This window comes from Streptomyces sp. NPDC005263 (genome assembly GCF_042872365.1).
Classification (GTDB): Bacteria; Actinomycetota; Actinomycetes; order Streptomycetales; family Streptomycetaceae; genus Streptomyces.
On sequence record NZ_JBIAKJ010000012.1, the window covers coordinates 168,205 to 187,899 of the forward strand.

The 19,695-nt window shown below is 71.5% G+C and carries 14 protein-coding genes; 11 read left to right on the plus strand and 3 right to left on the minus strand.

Going from position 1 to position 19,695, the window contains the following annotated elements; genetic code table 11:
• Nucleotides 1-231 precede the first annotated feature (231 nt).
• Nucleotides 232-3,924 carry a glycosyltransferase gene (locus ACFYRY_RS38330; RefSeq protein WP_389156658.1) on the plus strand — a complete coding sequence of 1,231 codons (3,693 nt, stop codon included), beginning with the start codon at nucleotides 232-234 and terminating at the stop codon, nucleotides 3,922-3,924.
• The gene (locus ACFYRY_RS38335; protein WP_389156661.1) at nucleotides 3,921-5,408 is read left to right on the plus strand and encodes a DUF5719 family protein; all 1,488 of its coding nucleotides are present in this window, start codon (nucleotides 3,921-3,923) and stop codon (nucleotides 5,406-5,408) included. The genes ACFYRY_RS38330 and ACFYRY_RS38335 overlap by 4 nt, the downstream gene beginning before the upstream one ends.
• 36 nt (nucleotides 5,409-5,444) lie before the next feature.
• Here the strand turns inward: ACFYRY_RS38335 and ACFYRY_RS38340 are convergent, their stop codons facing one another.
• A complete protein-coding gene (locus ACFYRY_RS38340) occupies nucleotides 5,445-5,894 on the minus strand; it encodes a metallopeptidase family protein (RefSeq protein ID WP_389156664.1) in 450 nt (149 codons plus the stop codon).
• A gap of 291 nt (nucleotides 5,895-6,185) precedes the next feature.
• Between ACFYRY_RS38340 and ACFYRY_RS38345 the strand changes: the two genes are divergently transcribed.
• The 6 genes from ACFYRY_RS38345 to ACFYRY_RS38370 all read left to right on the plus strand — a co-directional run bounded on the left by ACFYRY_RS38345 (nucleotide 6,186) and on the right by ACFYRY_RS38370 (nucleotide 12,019).
• On the plus strand, nucleotides 6,186-6,611 hold the full coding sequence (locus ACFYRY_RS38345; RefSeq protein ID WP_389156731.1) for a DUF3499 domain-containing protein: 426 nt from the start codon (nucleotides 6,186-6,188) through the stop codon (nucleotides 6,609-6,611).
• Nucleotides 6,612-6,717: 106 nt separating this feature from the next.
• On the plus strand, nucleotides 6,718-8,085 hold the full coding sequence (locus tag ACFYRY_RS38350; RefSeq protein WP_389156667.1) for a phosphomannomutase/phosphoglucomutase: 1,368 nt from the start codon (nucleotides 6,718-6,720) through the stop codon (nucleotides 8,083-8,085).
• Nucleotides 8,086-8,247: 162 nt separating this feature from the next.
• Nucleotides 8,248-8,418: a Trm112 family protein gene (locus tag ACFYRY_RS38355; RefSeq protein WP_007382472.1), complete on the plus strand. Its 171-nt coding sequence runs from the start codon at nucleotides 8,248-8,250 to the stop codon at nucleotides 8,416-8,418.
• Nucleotides 8,419-8,482: 64 nt separating this feature from the next.
• Nucleotides 8,483-9,616: an SIS domain-containing protein gene (locus ACFYRY_RS38360; protein ID WP_389156670.1), complete on the plus strand. Its 1,134-nt coding sequence runs from the start codon at nucleotides 8,483-8,485 to the stop codon at nucleotides 9,614-9,616.
• A 127-nt stretch (nucleotides 9,617-9,743) separates the two neighbouring features.
• On the plus strand, nucleotides 9,744-10,895 hold the full coding sequence (gene manA / locus ACFYRY_RS38365) for a mannose-6-phosphate isomerase, class I (RefSeq protein WP_389156673.1): 1,152 nt from the start codon (nucleotides 9,744-9,746) through the stop codon (nucleotides 10,893-10,895).
• Between the two features lie 143 nt (nucleotides 10,896-11,038).
• On the plus strand, nucleotides 11,039-12,019 hold the full coding sequence (locus ACFYRY_RS38370; RefSeq protein WP_389156676.1) for a cation diffusion facilitator family transporter: 981 nt from the start codon (nucleotides 11,039-11,041) through the stop codon (nucleotides 12,017-12,019).
• Between the two features lie 151 nt (nucleotides 12,020-12,170).
• Here the strand turns inward: ACFYRY_RS38370 and ACFYRY_RS38375 are convergent, their stop codons facing one another.
• Complete coding sequence (locus tag ACFYRY_RS38375) at nucleotides 12,171-14,324, minus strand: fructose-specific PTS transporter subunit EIIC (protein ID WP_389156679.1); 2,154 nt, start codon at nucleotides 14,322-14,324, stop codon at nucleotides 12,171-12,173.
• A 516-nt stretch (nucleotides 14,325-14,840) separates the two neighbouring features.
• Between ACFYRY_RS38375 and ahcY the strand changes: the two genes are divergently transcribed.
• Both ahcY and ACFYRY_RS38385 read left to right on the plus strand, forming a co-directional pair.
• The gene (gene ahcY / locus ACFYRY_RS38380) at nucleotides 14,841-16,295 is read left to right on the plus strand and encodes an adenosylhomocysteinase (protein WP_389156682.1); all 1,455 of its coding nucleotides are present in this window, start codon (nucleotides 14,841-14,843) and stop codon (nucleotides 16,293-16,295) included.
• 212 nt (nucleotides 16,296-16,507) lie between these two features.
• Entirely contained in the window at nucleotides 16,508-17,122 is a 615-nt protein-coding gene (locus ACFYRY_RS38385) for a hypothetical protein (protein WP_389156685.1), read from the plus strand.
• Between the two features lie 83 nt (nucleotides 17,123-17,205).
• Here the strand turns inward: ACFYRY_RS38385 and ACFYRY_RS38390 are convergent, their stop codons facing one another.
• The gene (locus ACFYRY_RS38390; RefSeq protein ID WP_389156688.1) at nucleotides 17,206-18,204 is read right to left on the minus strand and encodes an RDD family protein; all 999 of its coding nucleotides are present in this window, start codon (nucleotides 18,202-18,204) and stop codon (nucleotides 17,206-17,208) included.
• Nucleotides 18,205-18,334: 130 nt separating this feature from the next.
• On the opposite strand from ACFYRY_RS38390, the gene ACFYRY_RS38395 reads away from it, so the two are divergent.
• Nucleotides 18,335-19,342 (plus strand): stage II sporulation protein M, encoded by a 1,008-nt coding sequence (locus tag ACFYRY_RS38395; RefSeq protein WP_389156691.1) that lies wholly within the window; start codon nucleotides 18,335-18,337, stop codon nucleotides 19,340-19,342.
• The last annotated feature ends 353 nt before the right edge of the window (nucleotides 19,343-19,695 follow it).

The window sequence follows — 19,695 nt, forward strand, 5'->3', positions numbered from 1 at the left end:
GCCCCCCGTCCGCGCACACCTACGTCCACGAACGGCCCGTCGCCGGTGGGGCCGTCCACGGGCGGCCGGCCGCCCTCACCCGCCCGGCGCCCGGCCACCGCCCTCATCGAGGCACGACGCACCGCCCCTTTTGGTTCTGCCGATAGTGTGGGCGCTCGTCCGAGACTCCCCGCTGCCCCCCCAGGGGCACAGGCGTCCACCGCAGTCCAGCGAACCGGGGCCCGTACCTCGATGTCCGTGCACAACCACCCGGCAGCCCAGCACGACACCGCTGCCACACCTGAGTTCCCGCGTCATGTGGTGACCGCGGTCCTCGTCTCCCACGACGGTGCCCGCTGGCTGCCCGACGCGCTCACCGGGCTGCTCGGCCAGGAGCGCCCCGTGCAGTTCGCCGTGGGCGCCGACACCGGCAGCGCGGACGACTCCGCCCAGCTGGTCACCGACGCCCTCGGCGCCGACCGGGTGCTGCACCTCGCCCGGCGCACGGGCTTCGGCCAGGCCGTCGAGGAGGCCGGCCGCACCGCCCCCGTCCTGACGCCCGACGAGCTGCCGTACCTGAAGCGGCCCAGCGGCTGGGACCCCGTCAGCCGCACCTGGCGCGACGACGCCTACGACATGCCGGACCTCCCGCACGGCGAACCGGTCCAGTGGCTGTGGCTGCTGCACGACGACTGCGCCCCCGAACCGGACGCCCTGGCCCAGCTGCTGCGGGTCGTGGACAACGAGTACGAACTGGGCCGGGACGACGTCGCCGTCGTCGGCCCCAAGCTCCGCGGCTGGTACGACCGCCGGCAGCTGCTGGAGGTCGGCGTCACCATCGCCCACTCCGGCCGCCGCTGGACCGGCCTCGACCGCCGTGAACAGGACCAGGGCCAGCACGACCACGTCCGTCCGGTGCTGTCCGTGTCCACCGCGGGCATGCTGATCCGGCGCGACGTCTTCGAGCAACTCGGCGGCTTCGACCGCCGACTGCCCCTGATGCGTGACGACGTCGACCTGTGCTGGCGCGCCAACGCGGCCGGATACCGCGTGCTGATCGCCCCGGAAGCCGTCGTACGACACGCCGAGGCAGCCTCCCGCGAGCGCCGCGCCGTCGACTGCGCGGGCCGCACCACCGCCTCCCCGCACAAGGTCGACAAGGCTGGCGCGGCCTACACCCTGCTCGTCAACACGCGCACGGCCATGCTGCCCTGGGTGCTGCTGCGGCTCGTCCTGGGCACCGTGCTGCGGACCGTGGCCTACCTCGTCGGCAAGGTCCCCGGACAGGCCGTGGACGAGATCCGCGGTCTGGTGGGCACCCTGCTGCGGCCCGAGCGGATCCTCGCCGGCCGCCGCAGGCGCGGACGTCCCGCCGTCGGCAAGGAGGAGACGCGGCCGTTGTTCCCGCCGCCGGGTGCGACGATCCGCGCCACGGTCGAACAGGCCGCGGGTGACCTCTTCGGCAGCTCCGACCCGGAGGCCACCTCCGGCGCCGGCCGGCACGGCGGCGGGATCGAGTCCGGGCCCGGCGGCGACGACGCCGACTTCCTGGAGATCGAGCAGTTCGCCCGCCTCAAGCGCATCGCCCGCAAGCCCGGCCCGGTGCTCTTCCTGACGCTGCTGCTGGTCTCCCTGGTCGCCTGCCGCGCCCTCCTCGGCGGCGGCGCGCTGGCGGGCGGCGCCCTGCTGCCCGCCTCCGCCGACTCCAGTGACCTGTGGTCCCGCTACCTCGACGCCTGGCACACCGTGGGCGCCGGCGGCACCGCGTCCGCGCCGCCGTACCTCGCCCTCGTCGCGATGCTCGCGTCCGTGCTGTTCGGCTCGACCGGCCTCGCGATCACGATCCTGCTGGTCTGCTCGGTCCCGCTGGCGGGCCTCACCGCGTACTTCGCCTCCCGTCCGCTCGTCGAGTCCCGCCTCCTGCGGGCGTGGGCCGCCGTCGTCTACGCCTTCCTGCCCGCCGCCACCGGCGCCCTCGCCGGCGGGCGCCTCGGCACCGCCGTCCTCGCCGTCCTGCTGCCGCTCATCGCGCGCGCCGGCATCGCGGCCAGCGGCCTCGCGAACACCTCCGGCACACGCGGCAGTTGGCGCGCCACCTGGGCGTACGCGCTGCTCCTGACGGTCACCACCGCGTTCACGCCGATCATCTGGCCGATCGCGCTGGTCCTCGGCATCGGCCTGCTGGTCGTGCGCCGCGCCGAGCTCACCGCCTACGGCCCGCGCTTCCTGGCCCAGTTCGGTGTCCCCCTGCTCGTCCTCGCGCCCTGGTCGCTGACCCTGCTCCCGTTCGGCTTCTTCCAGGAAGCCGGCCTGGAGTACGGCTCCTCGGCGGCCACCGCCCTCGATCTGCTCGGCATCAGCCCCGGAGGCCCCGGCACGGTCAGCGGACTGATGCTCATCGGCGTGGTCCTGGCCGCGCTCGCCTCCCTGCTGCGCTCCGAGCGGCAGTTCGGCATCTGGACCGCCTGGGCCGCCGCCCTCGTCGGTCTGCTCTTCGCCGTCCTGTCCAACGCCTCCACCTGGGCCGGCCCGGCCACCCTCGTCTACGGCCTCGCCCTCCTGGCCGCCGCCGTGCTCGGCGCCGACGGGGCACGCTCGCGGGTGGCCGAGCAGAGCTTCGGCTGGCGTCAGCCGGTCGCCGCGCTGATCGCCTTCGCCTCGGCCGCGGGCCCGCTGCTCGTCGCCGCCGGATGGATGATCGGCGGCGCCGACGGGCCGCTGGAGCGGCGCGACCCGGTGCAGGTGCCCGCGTTCGTCGCCGAGGAGAGCGGCACCAGCGACCAGGCCCGCACCCTGGTCCTCGACAGCGACTCCGCCGCCCACGTCGGCTACATGCTGGTCCGCGGCTCCGGCGCCCGCCTCGGCGACGCCGAACTCACCGCCGCCGACGGCGGGAACAGCGGACTCGACAAGGTCGTCGCCAACCTCGTGGCCGGCTCCGGCGCCGACCAGACCGACCAGCTCGGCAAGTTCGCGGTGCGCTACGTCCTCGTCCACAAGGGCGCGCCCCGCGAGGTCACCCGCGTCCTGGACGCCACGCCGGGGCTGTCCCGGCTCAGCCAGCGGGACGGCAGCGGACTGTGGCGGGTCGACCAGGAGGTCGCGCGCGCCACCATCGTCACCGAGTCCGGTGCCCCGCGGCCCGTCGCCGCCGGTCCCGTCGACATCCACACCACGATCCCCTCCGGCGCCGACGGCCGCGTCCTGCGCCTGGCCGACACCGCCGCCGAGGGCTGGACGGCCACCCTGGACGGCCGGCCGCTCACCCGCACCACGGTCGACGGCTGGGCCCAGGGCTTCGAACTCCCCGCCACCGGCGGCGAGCTGGACGTCACCTTCGACGACCCGATCACCCACACCGCCTGGCTGTGGGCGCAGGGCGCGCTCGCCCTCGTCCTCGTCGTGCTGGCGCTGCCCGGCCGCCGCCGCCACGTCGACGACGACCTCCCCGAGGAGCCCGCCGTCCCCGCCCAGGCCGTCGCCGGCGAGGGCCGACGCGCCCGCCGTCTGCGCGCCCAGGCCGAGGCCGAAGAGGGCGCCCGGCCGGACGAGTTCCCACCCCCTCCACCGGGGGAGGAGGCCCCCATCCCCGCCGCCGTCCCACAGCAGTCCTACGGCCAGTGGGACACCCCCGGCTACACCGGCGCCGAGTACGGCAACGGCTACGGCGGAGAGCACTACCAGGACGCCCAGCAGCAGTACCCCGCGGGCGGCTACGACCAGCAGCCCTACCAGGCGGACCCGTACCAGGGCGGCCAGTACGACCCGTACGCGTACGGCGGTCAGCCCCAGCAGACGCCGTACGACCAGGGCTACGGCCAGGACTACCCCCAGCAGGGTTACGACCAGGGCTACGACCCCACCTACGACCCAGCGCAGCAGCAGCAGCAGCCGCACCCGCACGGCACCGGCCCTGAGCAGAGCCCCGACGGGAGCCAGCAGTGAACCGCACCACCCTGTCCCTGATCGCGGGTACCGCCGCGCTCGCCGCCATCACCGGATTCGCCGTCCTCGACACACCGGACGCCGCCGGCACCGACACCACGGGGGCGGCCGCCGAACTGCCGGTGGAGCGCACCCGCCTGGTGTGCCCGGCGCCCAGCCTCTCCGACCTCGCGGAGACGTCGTACACGTCCTTCACGCCCGTGACCAAGGGCGCCGGGAGCGACGGGAAGGGCGAACTGCAGCCGGCCGCCGGGCAGTCGGCCGACGGCACGGCCGCGTCGAAGAAGAAGACCAAGCCGGTCCTGACGCCGAAGGGCCCCGGCACCCCGGTCACCGGGGACGTCTCCGGCGCCGACAGCCCCGCGCTCCTCGGCACCGCCGAGGGCGGTTACGCGCCCGGCTGGACCCTCCAGGAGACCACCGAGGTCGCCGCGGGCACCGGCCGCGGTCTCCAGGGCGTCAACTGCACCGCCCCCGACACGGAGTTCTGGTTCCCCGGCGCCAGCACCGCCGCCGACCGCACCGACTACGTGCACCTCACCAACCCGGACGACTCCGCCGCCGTCGTCGACGTGGAGCTCTACGGCAAGGACGGCGCCCTGCGGACCACGGTGGGGGAGGGCATCACGGTCCAGCCGCACTCCAGTGACCCGGTGCTGCTGTCCACGCTCACGGCCGCGAAGCAGGAGAACCTCACCGTCCATGTGAACGTCCGCAGCGGGCGGGTGGCGGCGTCCGTGCAGGCGCTGGACGACCGGCTCGGCGGCGACTGGCTGGCCGCGGCCACCGACCCGGCGGGCGGTCTCGTCCTCCCCGGCATCCCGAAGGACGCCACCGCCGTACGCCTGGTCGCCTTCACGCCCGGTGACTCCGACGCCGACCTGAAGGTGCGCCTGGCCTCCCCGTCCGGGTCCATCACACCCGCCGGGAACGAGACGCTGCACGTGAAGGCGGGCATGACGACCGCGGTCGACCTCGGGGACGTCACCCGCGGCGAGGCCGGCTCCCTGATCCTGACCCCGACCGACCAGTCCGTTCCGGTGGTAGCCGCCCTCAGGGTCGTCCGTGGCAAGGGGGACAAGCAGGAGACGGCGTTCATCCCCGCCGCCGCTCCGGTCGGCACCCGGGCGACGTCCGCCGACAACAGCGCCAAGGGCACCACGCTCACCCTGACCGCGCCGGGCCAGGCCGCGAAGGTCAAGGTCACCGCGTCGGCGGGCAGCGGCGGCGGCACTCCGGCGTCGAAGACGTTCACCATCAAGGGGGGCACCGCCCAGAGCGTCGAGGCGCCGGTCCCCAGCGGGCTGAAGGGCACGTACGCGTTGACGGTGGAGCCGGTCTCGGGGGGCCAGGTCTATGCCGCCCGGACCCTCGAGGCCACCGAGGGGGGAGTCCCCGGCTTCACCATCCAGACCCTCCCGGACGACCGGGGGATGGTGGCGGTACCGGAAGCGGACGAGGACCTGTCGGTGCTGCAGAAGTAACCGGACCGGGGTGCCTCGGGGGAGGACCGGCTGAGGTCAGTCCTCCCCGTACCGGGGATCCACCGTCTCCGGGGTCAGCCCCAACAGCTCGGCGACCTGCTCCACGACGATCTCGTGCACCAGCGCGGCCCGCTCGTCCCGTCCCTTGGTACGGATCTCCACCGGCCGCCGGTACACGATCACCCGCGCCCGCTGTCCGTCCTCGGAGGCGATCGTGCCGCCCAGCGGAACCGCCTCGTCGTTCCACACCTCCCCCGGCCCGTCGAGCCGTGGCACTTCGAGCACCAGGAAATCGATGTCGGCGAGCTGCGGCCAGCGCCGTTCCAGTCGTTCCACGGAGTCCTGCACCAGATCCGCGAACGCCTCCGCACGGCTCGTGGAGAGCGGCACCTGCGGTGGCGCGATGGGGCCGCGCATGCCACGTCCGTGGCGGTCACGACGGCGGGGCCCGGGCGCGGCGGCACGGGGCGTTACGGGGTTGTCCATCACTGGTGAAGCGTAGTCCTCGCCGCGCGCGCGTGCCCGACCCCCACGCGGCTTCGCGAGGCAGCCGTCCGCCTCGCACCGCATGTCGGTAGTTGACCATTCCAGCCAAGGTTGGGCTCGATTCCGTATCTCTACGCGACCGTCGATCTCGGGGTGATTGACGTGGTTTGTGCGGAGTGGTGACCTGACCCGGGCCGGCCCGTCCTCTCGGAATGTGGTGTCTGTGCAGGTCAGAGAGGTGTGCCCAGAGAGGCGTGTGGGACGTTTCACAGCACGACACAGTGGGGCGACCTGGAGCAGAGTCGTCGCGGCCCGCTCAAGAGTGCGGTACCGTCCAACGTCGTGAGCCCTGTACGTCGCTGTTCGCGCACCGCTTGCGGCCGTCCCGCCGTCGCGACGCTGACGTACGTCTACGCCGACTCGACCGCGGTCCTCGGCCCGCTCGCCACCTACGCCGAACCCCACTGCTACGACCTGTGCGCCGAGCACTCCGAGCGCCTCACCGCCCCGCGCGGCTGGGAGGTCGTCCGCCTCCTCGACGGCTCGGCTCCGGCCCGGCCCAGCGGCGACGACCTGGAGGCGCTGGCCAACGCGGTGCGCGAGGCGGCCCGCCCCCAGGAGCGCGCGGCCGGCGGCGCCGGCGGAGGGCGCGGGGCGGACCCGATGGAGGTCGCGCGCCGCGGTCATCTGCGGGTGCTGCGCTCACCGGACAACTGAGTCATCACTCCGGACTCCGATACGGCGGCGCCCCGCAGGTCGGCGGCGCAGGGCCCGCGAGGTCTCTGCGGGTAGTTTGGGGCGACCTACCGGACTTTCAGAAGGGTTGGCCGTGGCTGATCTCTCCCAGCTCGTGAAGGCGTACGACGTACGCGGGGTCGTCCCGGACCAGTGGGACGAGTCGCTCGCCGAGCTGTTCGGCGCCGCGTTCGTCCAGGTGACCGACGCGAGCGCGATCGTGATCGGGCACGACATGCGGCCGTCGTCCCCCGGACTGTCGCGCGCCTTCGCGCGCGGAGCGGCGGCACGCGGCGTGGACGTCACCGAGATCGGCCTGTGCTCGACCGACCAGCTGTACTACGCGTCCGGCGCGCTGAACCTGCCGGGCGCGATGTTCACCGCCTCGCACAACCCCGCCCGCTACAACGGCATCAAGATGTGCCGCGCGGGAGCCTCCCCGGTCGGTCAGGACACCGGCCTCGCCGAGGTCCGCGAACTGGTCGAGGAATGGAGCGAGTCGGGCGCCCCCGAGCCGGCCGCGGCGCCCGGAACGATCACGCGGCAGGACACGCTGCGGGACTACGCCGCCTACCTCCGCTCCCTCGTCGACCTGACGTCCGTCTCCCGCCTGAAGGTCGTCGTCGACGCGGGCAACGGCATGGGCGGCCACACCGTCCCCACGGTCTTCGCCGGCCTGCCGCTGGACCTCGTCCCGATGTACTTCGAACTCGACGGCACCTTCCCGAACCACGAGGCCAACCCCCTCGACCCGGCGAACATCGTCGACCTGCAGAAGCGGGTCCGCGAGGAGGGCGCCGACCTCGGCATCGCCTTCGACGGCGACGCCGACCGCTGCTTCGTCGTCGACGAGCGGGGCGACCCGGTCTCCCCGTCCGCCGTCACCGCCCTGGTGGCCTCCCGCGAACTCGCCAAGAACGGCGGCAAGGGCACGATCATCCACAACCTGATCACGTCCTGGTCGGTGCCGGAGGTCGTGAAGGAGCAGGGCGGCACACCCGTACGCACCCGCGTGGGCCACTCCTTCATCAAGGCCGAGATGGCGAGGACCGGCGCGATCTTCGGCGGCGAGCACTCCGCGCACTACTACTTCAAGGACTTCTGGAACGCCGACACCGGCATGCTGGCCGCCCTCCACGTCCTCGCCGCCCTCGGCGGCCAGGAGGGCCCCCTCTCGGCGCTGGTGGCGCAGTACGACCGCTACGTCGGCTCCGGCGAGATCAACTCCACGGTCGACGACCAGGCGGCCCGCCTCGCCGCGGTGCGCTCCGCGTACGAGGGCCAGGAGGGCATCGAGCTGGACGTGCTGGACGGCCTGACGGTGTCCTCGGCCGACTGGTGGTTCAACGTCCGCCCCTCCAACACGGAACCGCTGCTGCGGCTGAACGCGGAGGCCAGGGACGAGGTCACGATGACGAAGGTGCGGGACGAGGTCCTGGGGATCATCCGGGGCTGAGGCGGATCATCCGAGGTCCGTGGGCGGCCGGCGGGGGCGACCCCGGCCGCCCGCGGACCCCGCCCCCCTCCGGCCCCCCACACCCCCCGCTCCCGGCGGTACCCTGACCAGGCACATCCGCACACACAAGCGCACGCGAACCCGCCCCGAAGGGACAACCCCATGCCGCTCGAAGCCGGCCTTCTGGAGATCCTCGCCTGCCCGGCCTGCCACGCACCCCTCAAGGAGCAGGACACCGAGCTGATCTGCACCGGCCAGGACTGCGGCCTGGCGTACCCCGTCCGTGACGGCATCCCCGTCCTCCTCGTCGACGAGGCCCGCCGCCCCGCGTGAGCCCCCCTCTGGCGACCCGGAGACCCGCGTATCCGAAGACCCCGGCCACCGGAGGCTGCCGCCCATGCTCGACGAATCACTCCTCGACACCCCTGAGGCACTCGCGGAGGCCGACCATCGCGGCCTGCTCCGAGGCGCCGCCGAGGCCGGTGCCCGCGTCCGCACCGCCGCCCGGCACGCCGCCGAGGCCGGAGTGCCCGACCTCAAACCGGACGGCCGCCCCCGCGCCGTCCTCATCGCGGGCCCCGGCGCCGCCGCCACCTCCGTCGCCGACCTCCTCGGCACCCTCGCGGGGCCCGGCAGCCCGGTCATCCGGCTGGCTCCGACCGGCGTCGCCCCCGCCGCGGGCGCCCTGCGCTGGGAACTGCCCGGCTGGGCAGGCTCCGTGGACCTGCTCCTGATCGCCACCCCCGACGGCACCGAACCGGGCCTGTCGCTGCTCGCCGAAGCCGCGTACCGACGCGGTTGCACGGTCGTCGCGGTGGCCCCGGCCGGCACCCCGCTCACCGAGGCGGTGGAAGGCGCCCACGGCCTCTTCGTACCGCTGGCGATCGCCCCGTACGACGAGCGGCAGGACGTACTGCCCGCCGCGTCCGCCCCCGGCGTCCTGTGGGCGCTGCTCACCCCCCTGCTCGCGATCCTCGACCGCGCCGGGCTGCTCACCGCCGGGCCGGACGTCCTCAGCAAGGTCGCCGACCGCCTCGACATCGTCGCCGAACGCTGCGGGCCCGCCATCGCGACCTACAGCAACCCGGCCAAGACCCTGGCCGCCGAACTCGCCGACTCCCTCCCGGTGATCTGGACCGAGGGCACCTCCGCGGGCCCCGCCGGGCGCCGTTTCGCCGGCGCCCTCGCCGAGTTGTCGGGCACGCCCGCGGTCGTCGCCGAACTGCCCGAGGCCCTCGCCGCACACACCGCCCTCCTCGCGGGCACGCTGGCCGCCGGAGCCGACCCCGACGACTTCTTCCGCGACCGCGTGGAGGAAGCGCCCGCCCTGCACGCGCGCGTGGTGCTGCTCCGCGACCGCCCGATCGGCGGTCTCACCGCCGCCCCCGGCGCCCGCGACCTGGCCCTCAACCACGACACACCGATCAGCGAACTGGAGCCGGAACCCGGCGGGGAGCTGGAGACCCTCGCGGAACTGATCGCCATGACGGATTTCGCCGCCGTTTACCTGGCGCTCGCTTCCAGGGCCTGATCTTGCCCAGGACGCCTCTGGCCCGCTTGCGCCCGGCGCCCTGACCCTCGTACGCCCGGCGCCCTGACCGTCGTACGGACGACGCTCCGACCGTGGTACGCACCAAGAAACCGGCAGAAAGAACCCCATGGACCGCCTCGACAACACGATCCGCCCCTACGCCTGGGGTTCGGCCACCGCGATCCCACGGCTGCTCGGCGTCGAGCCGACCGGCGAGCCGCAGGCGGAGATGTGGATGGGCGCCCACCCGGGCGCCCCCTCCCGCACGGAGCGCGGCACCCTCGTCGAGGTCGTCGAGGCTGACCCGGAACGGGAGTTGGGCGCACCGGCCGTGGCCAAGTTCGGTCCGCGTCTGCCCTTCCTGCTCAAGATCCTCGCCGCGGGCGCCCCGCTCTCCCTCCAGGTGCACCCCGACCTGGAGCAGGCGAAGGAGGGGTACGCGGACGAGGAACGCCGCAACATCCCCATCGACGCCCCGCACCGCAACTACAAGGACGCCAACCACAAGCCCGAACTCATCTGCGCGCTCACCGAGTTCGACGGCCTGTGCGGCTTCCGTGACCCTGCCCAGGCCGCCGACCTCCTCGACGGGCTCGGAGTCGACGCCCTCAAGCCGTACGTCGACCTGCTGCACGCCAGCCCCGGGGACGCGGCCCTGCGCGAGGTCCTCACGGCGATCCTCACCGCCGACCCGGACGAGATGGCCCGCACGGTCACCGCGGCCACGTCCGCCTGCACCCGACTCGGCGGCGCCTACGCCCCCTACGCGGACATCGCCCACCACTACCCGGGCGACCCCGGCGTCATCGCCGCGATGCTCCTCAACCACGTCCGACTCCAGCCCGGCGAAGCCCTGTTCCTCGGCGCCGGCATCCCGCACGCGTACCTGAACGGCCTCGGCGTCGAGATCATGGCGAACTCCGACAACGTCCTGCGCTGCGGCCTGACCCCCAAGCACGTCGACGTCCCCGAACTCCTGCGCGTCGTCCGCTTCGAACCGAGCGACCCCGGTGTGCTGCGCCCCGAGCCCTCACCCGACGGCGAAGAGGTCTACGACACCCCGATCGACGAGTTCCGGCTTTCCCGGTACGTCCTGTCCGAGGGCTCGGCCGCCCACGACCTCACCCGCGCGACCGCCCAGATCCTGCTCTGCGCGGCCGGGTCGGTCCGCGCGGGTGAGTACGAACTGACGGCCGGGCAGTCGGTGTTCGTTCCGGCGGGAGAGAAGGCCGAGGTGTCCGGCGAGGGCACCCTCTTCCGGGCCACTGTGATTGTCTGACCGGCTCTGTGGATACCTGAGGAGTCTGCGCCGGGCGGGGCTGCAAGAATGACCCACCGGCAAAGGACCGGCAAAGGCCCGGTCCTTGGACGACCCTCCTGGGGCGCCCGCGTACGTACCAAGGCGAAGGGACAACGCGACACATGAGCGCGTCAGGCGGTACCAAGGCGATCGTGGCGGCACTCGGCGCCAACCTCGCGATCGCGGCATCGAAGTTCGTGGCGTTCGCGTTCAGTGGTTCGTCGTCGATGCTCGCCGAGGGTGTGCACTCGCTCGCCGACTCCGGCAACCAGTTCCTGCTCCTGCTCGGCGGCAAGAAGTCCCAGCGCGAGGCCACCCCGCAGCACCCCTTCGGCTACGGCCGCGAGCGCTACATCTACGCCTTCCTGGTCTCCATCGTCCTCTTCTCGGTCGGCGGCATGTTCGCCATCTACGAGGGCTACGAGAAGATCAAGAGCCCGCACGAGATCGAGCACTGGTACTGGCCGGTGGGCGTCCTGGTCTTCGCGATCATCGCCGAGGGCTTCTCCTTCCGGACGGCCATCAAGGAGTCCAACCCGCTGCGCGGCACCCTCTCCTGGAAGGAGTTCGTACGCCGGGCCAAGGCCCCCGAACTCCCGGTCGTCCTCCTGGAGGACTTCGGCGCGCTCGTCGGCCTGGTCCTCGCGCTCGGCGGTGTCGGCCTGGCCCTGCTCACCGGTGACGGCGTCTGGGACGGGATCGGCACCCTCTGCATCGGCATCCTGCTCATCCTGATCGCCCTGGTGCTGGCCGCGGAGACCAAGTCCCTGCTGCTCGGCGAGTCCGCGGGCGCCGAGGAGGTCCGAAAGATCGAGACCGCGATCGTCGACGGCGCCACCGTCACCGGCATCATCCACATGCGCACGCTCCACCTGGGCCCCGAGGAGCTGTTGGTCGCCGCCAAGATCGCCGTACAGCACGACGACACCGCCGCCGAGGTCGCCTCCGCCATCAACGCCGCCGAGGGGCGGATCCGCGAGGCCGTCCCGATCGCCCGCGTGATCTACCTCGAACCCGACATCTACAGCGAGGCCGAAGCCGCCAAGGGCGCCGACCGCGAGGCCACACCCGGGGGACCCGCACAGCACCCGACCGCGCACTGATCTCCCGTACGGCGACGGGGCCCACCGATGACTCGGCGGGCCCCGTCGGCCGTGTTCTCACACCTGCGCCTCGACCAACGGACCCCTCCGGCTGACTGACCGGCTGACGGATCGCTCGGTACAGGGATCGCTCAGCACAGGGATCGCTCGGCTAACGGATCTCGCTCAGCACATCGAGAACCGCCGCCTCGTCCACGGCCGCCGACAGGCGCTCCCGGAACCCGGGATCCATCAACTTCCGTGACAACAGCGCCAGAATCCGCAGATGCTCATCGCCCGCGGACGCCTCCGGCACGGCGATCATGAACACCAACCTGGCCTTCGTGCCGTCCAGGGAGCCCCACTCGACCCCCTCGGCGGACCGCGCGAAGCCGACCAGGGGCGCGCTCACCGCATCCGTCTTGGCGTGCGGAATCGCGATCTCCTCACCGAGCCCGGTGGTTCCCTGCGCCTCCCGTCGCAGCGCGGTCGCCACCAGCTCGTCCCCGTCCACGACCTTGCCGGTCCGCGCCAGCAGTTCCGCCATCTCCCGAATGGCGGACTCCTTGTCCCGCGCGTCGAGTTCGACCTTCACGGTCCGCTCACTGAGGTAGCCCGAGAGGACCTCGTCACCCGCGGCACCACTCTCCCCGGAGGCGGCAACAGCCCCGGACGCGGCAGCAGCCCCGGACGCGGAGACGCCCTGACGCGGTACGACAGCACCCGCGCCCCGAGCACCCTCGCCCGACGCGGCATCCCGATCCGGGACGGCCGAGGCCGCGGACGTTCCCGCCCCGGCGCCGCTCGGCGCACTCACGCCCGCCCCAGCCCCGACCAGCACCGGCTCGACAGCAGGAGCCGAGGCCAGGCCCCGCCGACGCTCACCGATGTCCACCAACGCGACCGTCGTCAGCGCGGTGACCACCGTGCCGATCACCACCGCCACGAAGAACATCGGTACGCCGCTCACCGCGCCCAGTACCGCCACGATCGGTCCGCCGTGCGGCACCGCGTCCTCGACCCCGGCGACCCCGGCGACCGCACCGGCCACCGCGCCGCCGAGCATGTTCGCCGGGATGACCTGCGCGGGCCGTGCCGCCGCGAACGGGATCGCCCCCTCGGAGATGCCGAAACACCCCATGAACAGCGAGGCGAGACCGGTCTCCCGCTCCTGCTCGGTGTACAGCCGCTTGCGTATCAGCGTGGCCAGGCCCTGTCCCAGCGGCATGACCGGGATGGCTGCGGCGCACATGCCCATGACCGTCTGGTTGCCGGTCGCGATCAGCCCCGCACCGAAGAGAAACGCCGTCTTGTTGACCGGCCCGCCCATGTCGAACGCGATCATCAGCCCGAGTATCGCGCCCAGAAGGATCGCGCTGGTGCCCGTCATCCCGCTGAGCCAGTCGGTGAGATGCTCGAACACCCACGAGATCGGCTTCCCGATCACATAGACGAAGAACAGCCCGAGCGCCGTGGTCGCCACGATCGGGATCACGATGATCGGCATGATCGGCTGGGCGAACTTCGGGACCTTGACCTTCTTGATCCACAGCACCAGATACCCGGCGAGGAACCCGGTCACGATCGCCCCGATGAACCCGGCGCCCGCCTTCGAGTCGTACAGCGACCCCGTGTTGGCGATCCAGCCGCCGACCATGCCCGGCACCAGCGCGGGCCGGTCCCCGATGGCGTAGGCGATGTATCCGGACAGGATGGGCACCATCAGCGTGAAGCCGATGACACCGATGTTGTTCACGTCCATCCAGAAGGAGTCCTTCGGGATGACCAGCCCGCCGGACGGGTCGGTGTGCCCGCCGAGCGACAGCGAGATGGCGATCAGCAGCCCGCCGACCACCACGAACGGGATCATGTAACTGACCCCGTTCATCAGCGCCTTGTACGCGACGCTGCGCTCCTTGCCGCCACCGTGGGCAGCCGTGGGCGCTGTGGTCCCGTTCGCTGCGTGCACGGGCGCCGACCGCACCCGCTCGATGAGCTGCTCGGGGTGCCGGATGCCTTCCGCCACCCCGACCGTCAGGACCCGCTTGCCCACGAAACGGCTCAGGTCCACATCCTTGTCCGCGGCCACGATGACCCCGTCCGCACCGCTGACATCGTTGTCGTCGAGTACGTTTTCAGCCCCGATGGACCCCTGTGTCTCCACCTTCATCTCGATACCGCGGCTCGCGGCGGCCTGCGCGAGCTTCTCGGCCGCCATGTACGTGTGTGCGATGCCGGTCGGGCACGCGGTCACCGCGAGCAGCCTCAAGGGCTTCTGTTCGGTGTTGCCGCGGCCCGTGGGGGGAGGGCCGGCCGGACTGGTCACATCGATCTCCTCACGCCTTTGTCGAGCGGGACGCCGTCCCGGGCGCCCCGCAAGATCGATCAGTTGTTCCGATCTCCCGGCATCCTGCCGCACACTCACCTACAGCCCCAAAGAGCAAAATGCCCCGTCAGCCCCGTTCTGCCCGCACCCGCGCTCCTTCCCGCCCCTGCTCGCGGATGTCCTGTTCTCACCCGTGAGCAGCCCCACTCTCCGCCCCCGGCATGAGTCCGGCGCGAGCCGGGCACAAGCCCCGACCCCAAGCCAGTGATGGCGCGAAGTGTTCGGAGGCGGGCTGGGGGCAGCCGGGTCCACCGGTGTAGCTTGGGTGGAAGCCAGACGTCGCTGCTGATGGCGGTCGGGCGGTCCGCTCGCGGACCGACCGAGGGAGAGAGGGCCTCCGACGGACTGCGCTGCGCGTACTCGGGCATGCCTGTGTCCTCTTTCGGGCACCCCTGTGTCCGCCGCCGCGCAGAACAGCCGTACCCACCTCGCCCCAACCCCGAGGAGCAGCACGTAATGACGACTGTCGACAACCAGGACTTCAAGGTCGCCGACCTCTCCCTGGCCGAGTTCGGCCGCAAGGAGATCACCCTCGCCGAGCACGAGATGCCCGGCCTGATGTCGATCCGCAAGGAGTACGCCGACTCGCAGCCCCTGGCCGGCGCGCGCGTCACCGGCTCCCTGCACATGACCGTCCAGACCGCGGTCCTCATCGAGACCCTGACCGCTCTGGGCGCCGAGGTCCGCTGGGCCTCCTGCAACATCTTCTCCACCCAGGACCACGCGGCCGCCGCCATCGCCGTCGGCCCGAACGGCACGCCCGACAACCCGCAGGGTGTCCCGGTCTTCGCCTGGAAGGGCGAGACCCTGGAAGAGTACTGGTGGTGCACGGAGCAGGCCCTGACCTGGCCGAACACCCCCACCGGCGGCCCGAACATGATCCTCGACGACGGCGGTGACGCCACCCTCCTCGTCCACAAGGGTGTCGAGTACGAGAAGGACGGCAAGGTCCCGGACGTCGACACCGCCGAGTCCGACGAGCACCGCGTCATCCTCGAGCTCCTGCACCGCACCATCACGGACGGCTCGCAGAAGTGGACCCAACTCGCCTCCGAGATCCGCGGCGTGACCGAGGAGACCACGACCGGCGTCCACCGCCTGTACGAGATGCAGCGCGACGGCGACCTCCTGTTCCCGGCGATCAACGTCAACGACGCCGTCACCAAGTCGAAGTTCGACAACAAGTACGGCTGCCGTCACTCCCTGATCGACGGCATCAACCGCGCCACCGACGTCCTCATCGGCGGCAAGACCGCGGTGGTCTGCGGCTACGGCGACGTGGGCAAGGGCTGCGCGGAGTCCCTGCGCGGACAGGGCGCCCGCGTGATCGTCACCGAGATCGACCCGATCTGCGCCCTCCAGGCGGCGATGGACGGCTACCAGGTCACGACCCTCGACGAGGTCGTCGACAAGGCCGACATCTTTGTCACCACGACCGGCAACAAGGACATCATCATGGCCTCGGACATGGCCAAGATGAAGCACCAGGCGATCGTCGGCAACATCGGCCACTTCGACAACGAGATCGACATGGCCGGCCTCGCCAAGATCCCCGGCATCGTCAAGGACGAGGTCAAGCCCCAGGTCCACACGTGGACCTTCGCCGACGGCAAGGTGCTCATCATCCTGTCCGAGGGCCGCCTGCTGAACCTGGGCAACGCCACCGGTCACCCGTCGTTCGTGATGTCCAACTCCTTCGCGGACCAGACCCTGGCCCAGATCGAGCTGTTCACCAAGCCCGACGAGTACCCGACCGACGTCTACGTGCTGCCCAAGCACCTCGACGAGAAGGTCGCCCGTCTCCACCTGGACGCGCTCGGCGTCAAGCTCACCAAGCTCCGCCCCGAGCAGGCCTCGTACATCGGTGTCGAGGTCGACGGCCCGTACAAGTCGGACCACTACCGCTACTGACCGGACCACCGCCGCCGCCGAGTGGCTCAGCGCTGTACCCCCGCTGAGCGACTCAGCCGCCGAGTCCGAGTCGCAGCCGTGACGAGCGCGTCGGTGCGCTGACTCGCTCGTCACTCGCAGTGCCTCCGAGGCAGGCCCCCGCACCCCCGTGCCGGGGGCCTGCCCCTTTGGCCGCTGCTACCCGGACCAGCCCGTCAAGCTCCAGGACCCCGATGCCCCGCGGCCGTTATTCGCTCCACGATCCGCACGATCACACCCCTCTCGCAGAAGAACACTTCCACTGCGCCCCCGGCCCGTCCGGTTGGCGATACGTCTCCCAACTGACCACCCCCTCGGGCGACCACAGCGGCTCAGTCGACCTCACCCTCGACGAGCTGGGCCGCCCCATCCGCCTCGAACTTCACGCCGGGAGCTGGCAGGTCCGCGGCGCCGCCCTCGACGGTGTCACCTGGGTCCGCACGGACCCCACCGGAACCCATGCCACGGAAGGCAGCGTGCGCGCCCACGCCTTCACCGGCACATCCCCGGCATTCCTCATCGCCACCACTCGTCTCCTGCGCCTCACCCCCTCCACTTCGGCCACCCGCGTACGCCTCGTCGCCCTCACCGACCCGGTCCTCGCCCCGCGCACCGTGGACCAGTCCTGGGCCTTGCTGAAGATCGAAGCACACGCCACTGACAACGGCCCCCTGACCGTGGAGGAATACCAGGTCACAGCGCTGGACACCGGCGAACAGCACACCGTGCACATCGCCGGCGACGTGGTCCTCGCGGCTCCCGGCATCGAACTGGAGGACCTCGACTCACCACCTTCCGTATTCACCTGAGCGAGGCGGAGTGGTGGGAGCTGGCGGAGTGCGATGAGGTGCGAAGTGGGATGAGGCGCGGAACGAGCCGGGTTCCGGCACTTCTACGCGGGCGGCGCGAACCCAGTACCGGGACGACGCTCGGACCGCACCGCATCCTCGTGAGGGGCCGCGGACGGGGTCTCGGTGACATCGTCGGAGGGCCGTGGAGCGACCGAGACGGGGCCCGGCGCGGGCCCGTAGGCTCCCGGCGCACCATGTGGGTCCCCGGCACCGATCGACGGCGTGCCCGGGCCCGTACCGCCTCCGGCCCTCAGGTCGACGCCGACCCCCACCGCCGCTCCCGTTGCCGCACCGGCGCCGTGGTTCCGGCGAACCTCCCGGGCCTGCCGCTCCTGCACCACCGCTGCCAGATACGCGGCCGGCGGAACTCCCTGCGGAGCCGGAGCACCCGTATGAGCCGCGAGGTCTGAGGCGAACCGTTCCGCCATGGCCTGACCGACCTGCGGATCCAACTGCTGCATCCGCGTCAGGTACTGGCGGATGGCGAGCCACAGACCGTCAGGGACCGCGGACAGATCCAGCGCTGAGAAACGGCCGGACAGCCACGGCGGTGGCGGCGGCACGAAGGCCACCCGTGAGATGGGCACCCGTTCCCGCACGACCAGAGTCCCGGCGAACACGTCACCGAGTCGCCGCCCGCGTGCCGACACCAGCGAAGCGATGCAGGCGACGACCCCGAACGTCATCAGGATCTCCACCGTGCCGATCGCCCCCCGCACCAGCGCGTGCCGGAACCGGATCGGCCCGCCGTCGTCCCGCACCACGCGAAGCCCGCAGGCCAGCTTCCCGAGCGAACGCCCATGACTGAGCGTCTCGACCGCGATCGGCCCGCCCACCAGCACCAGCAGAAACGCGGCGATCGACAGCGCGACCTGCGCCGCCTCATCCAGGGAGGCGGTGGAAGCCACCAGAACGATCGTCACGACGATGTACAAGGTGACGGCCACGACCAGGTCGATCAGGACGGCCAACCCCCTGCTGGGGAGCCTCGCAGGACGCAACTCGAGCGCCACCGCCTCACCCGTCACCAGCTCACTCACAACCGCCGCCCTTCCCCTGACCTGCCCTGTGAACAGCCAGTCTGCCAAGCTGAGGACGCATCGCGCCGCAGTACGACAAGCTGACATCCATGACGAACCGCCGACGACCAACGGAGGAGCAGACAAACCGATGGACCTCGACGTCTTCGTCACCGCGCACCGAGCGGAGTGGGACCGGCTCGAAGCCCTGCTGCGACGCCAGCGCCGTCTCACCGGAGCCGAGGCCGACGAACTCGTCGCTCTCTACCAACGCACCGCCACCCACCTCTCGCTGATCCGGTCCAGCGCCCCGGACCCCCAGCTGACCGGCCGCCTCAGTCAACTGGTCGCACGTGCGCGTAGTGCCGTGACCGGCACTCGACGTGCCTCCTGGCGCGACGTCACCCGCTTCCTCACCCACGGATTCCCTGCGGCCGTCTACCGATCCCGCCACTGGTGGGTACCCACCGCGCTCCTGTCGACGGTCATCGCTGCTCTTCTGGGCTGGTGGATCGGCACTCATCCCGACGTGCAGGCCACCATCGCGGCCCCGAGCGAGCTCCGCGAGCTCACCCGCCCCGGCGGCGAGTACGAGACCTATTACTCCAGCCACCCCGCGGCCTCCTTCGCCGCACAGGTCTGGACGAACAACGCCCAGGCTGCCGCCATGTGCCTGGTCCTGGGCGTCTTCCTCGGCCTGCCGGTGCTCTGGATCCTCTTCCAGAACATGCTCAACCTCGGCGTCGGCTTCGGACTGATGTCGTCGGCCGGCCGCCTCGACACCTTCCTGGGCCTCATCCTCCCGCATGGCCTCCTTGAACTGACCGCGGTCTTCGTGGCCGCCGGCACAGGACTGCGCCTGGGCTGGACCCTGATCGACCCAGGCCCGCGTTCCCGACGCGCTGCCCTGGCTGAGGAAGGCCGAGCCGCCGTGGGCATGGCGATAGGACTCGCCCTGGTCCTCTTCGTCTCCGGCGCCATCGAAGGCTTTGTCACTCCGTCCGGCCTGCCCACCTGGGCCCGCATCGGCATCGGCATCGCCGCGGAGCTGGCCTTCCTTGCCTACGTCTATGTCCTGGGCGGTCGTGCGGCCCGGGCCGGTGACACGGGCGACGTCGAGGCAACCGAACGCAGCGCCGCTGTGCCGACGGCCGCCTGATGTGCGGATGCCTCCGCTGAACTGCTACTGTCTCCTTCGCCCCACAAGAGCCGTTGACACGGATCGCGTGGGGAGGTAGATTCGAACAGTTGCCTGGAGCTCGGTTGAACCGGCTCGGCGACAGTGAGTGTCTGTCGGCTTCGAGAACTTTGATTCCACAGAAGCCACCCTCCCGATGAATCGGAAATGGAGCCCGGTCAATCCGGCCCAAAACTTCTGATAATGTTGGGACCGCCGGAAAGGGAAACGCGGAAGCGGGAACCTGGAAAGCACCGAGGAAATCGGGTCGAGAAAAGATCTGATAGAGTCGGAAACGCAAGACCGAAGGGAAGCGCCCGGAGGAAAGCCACGAG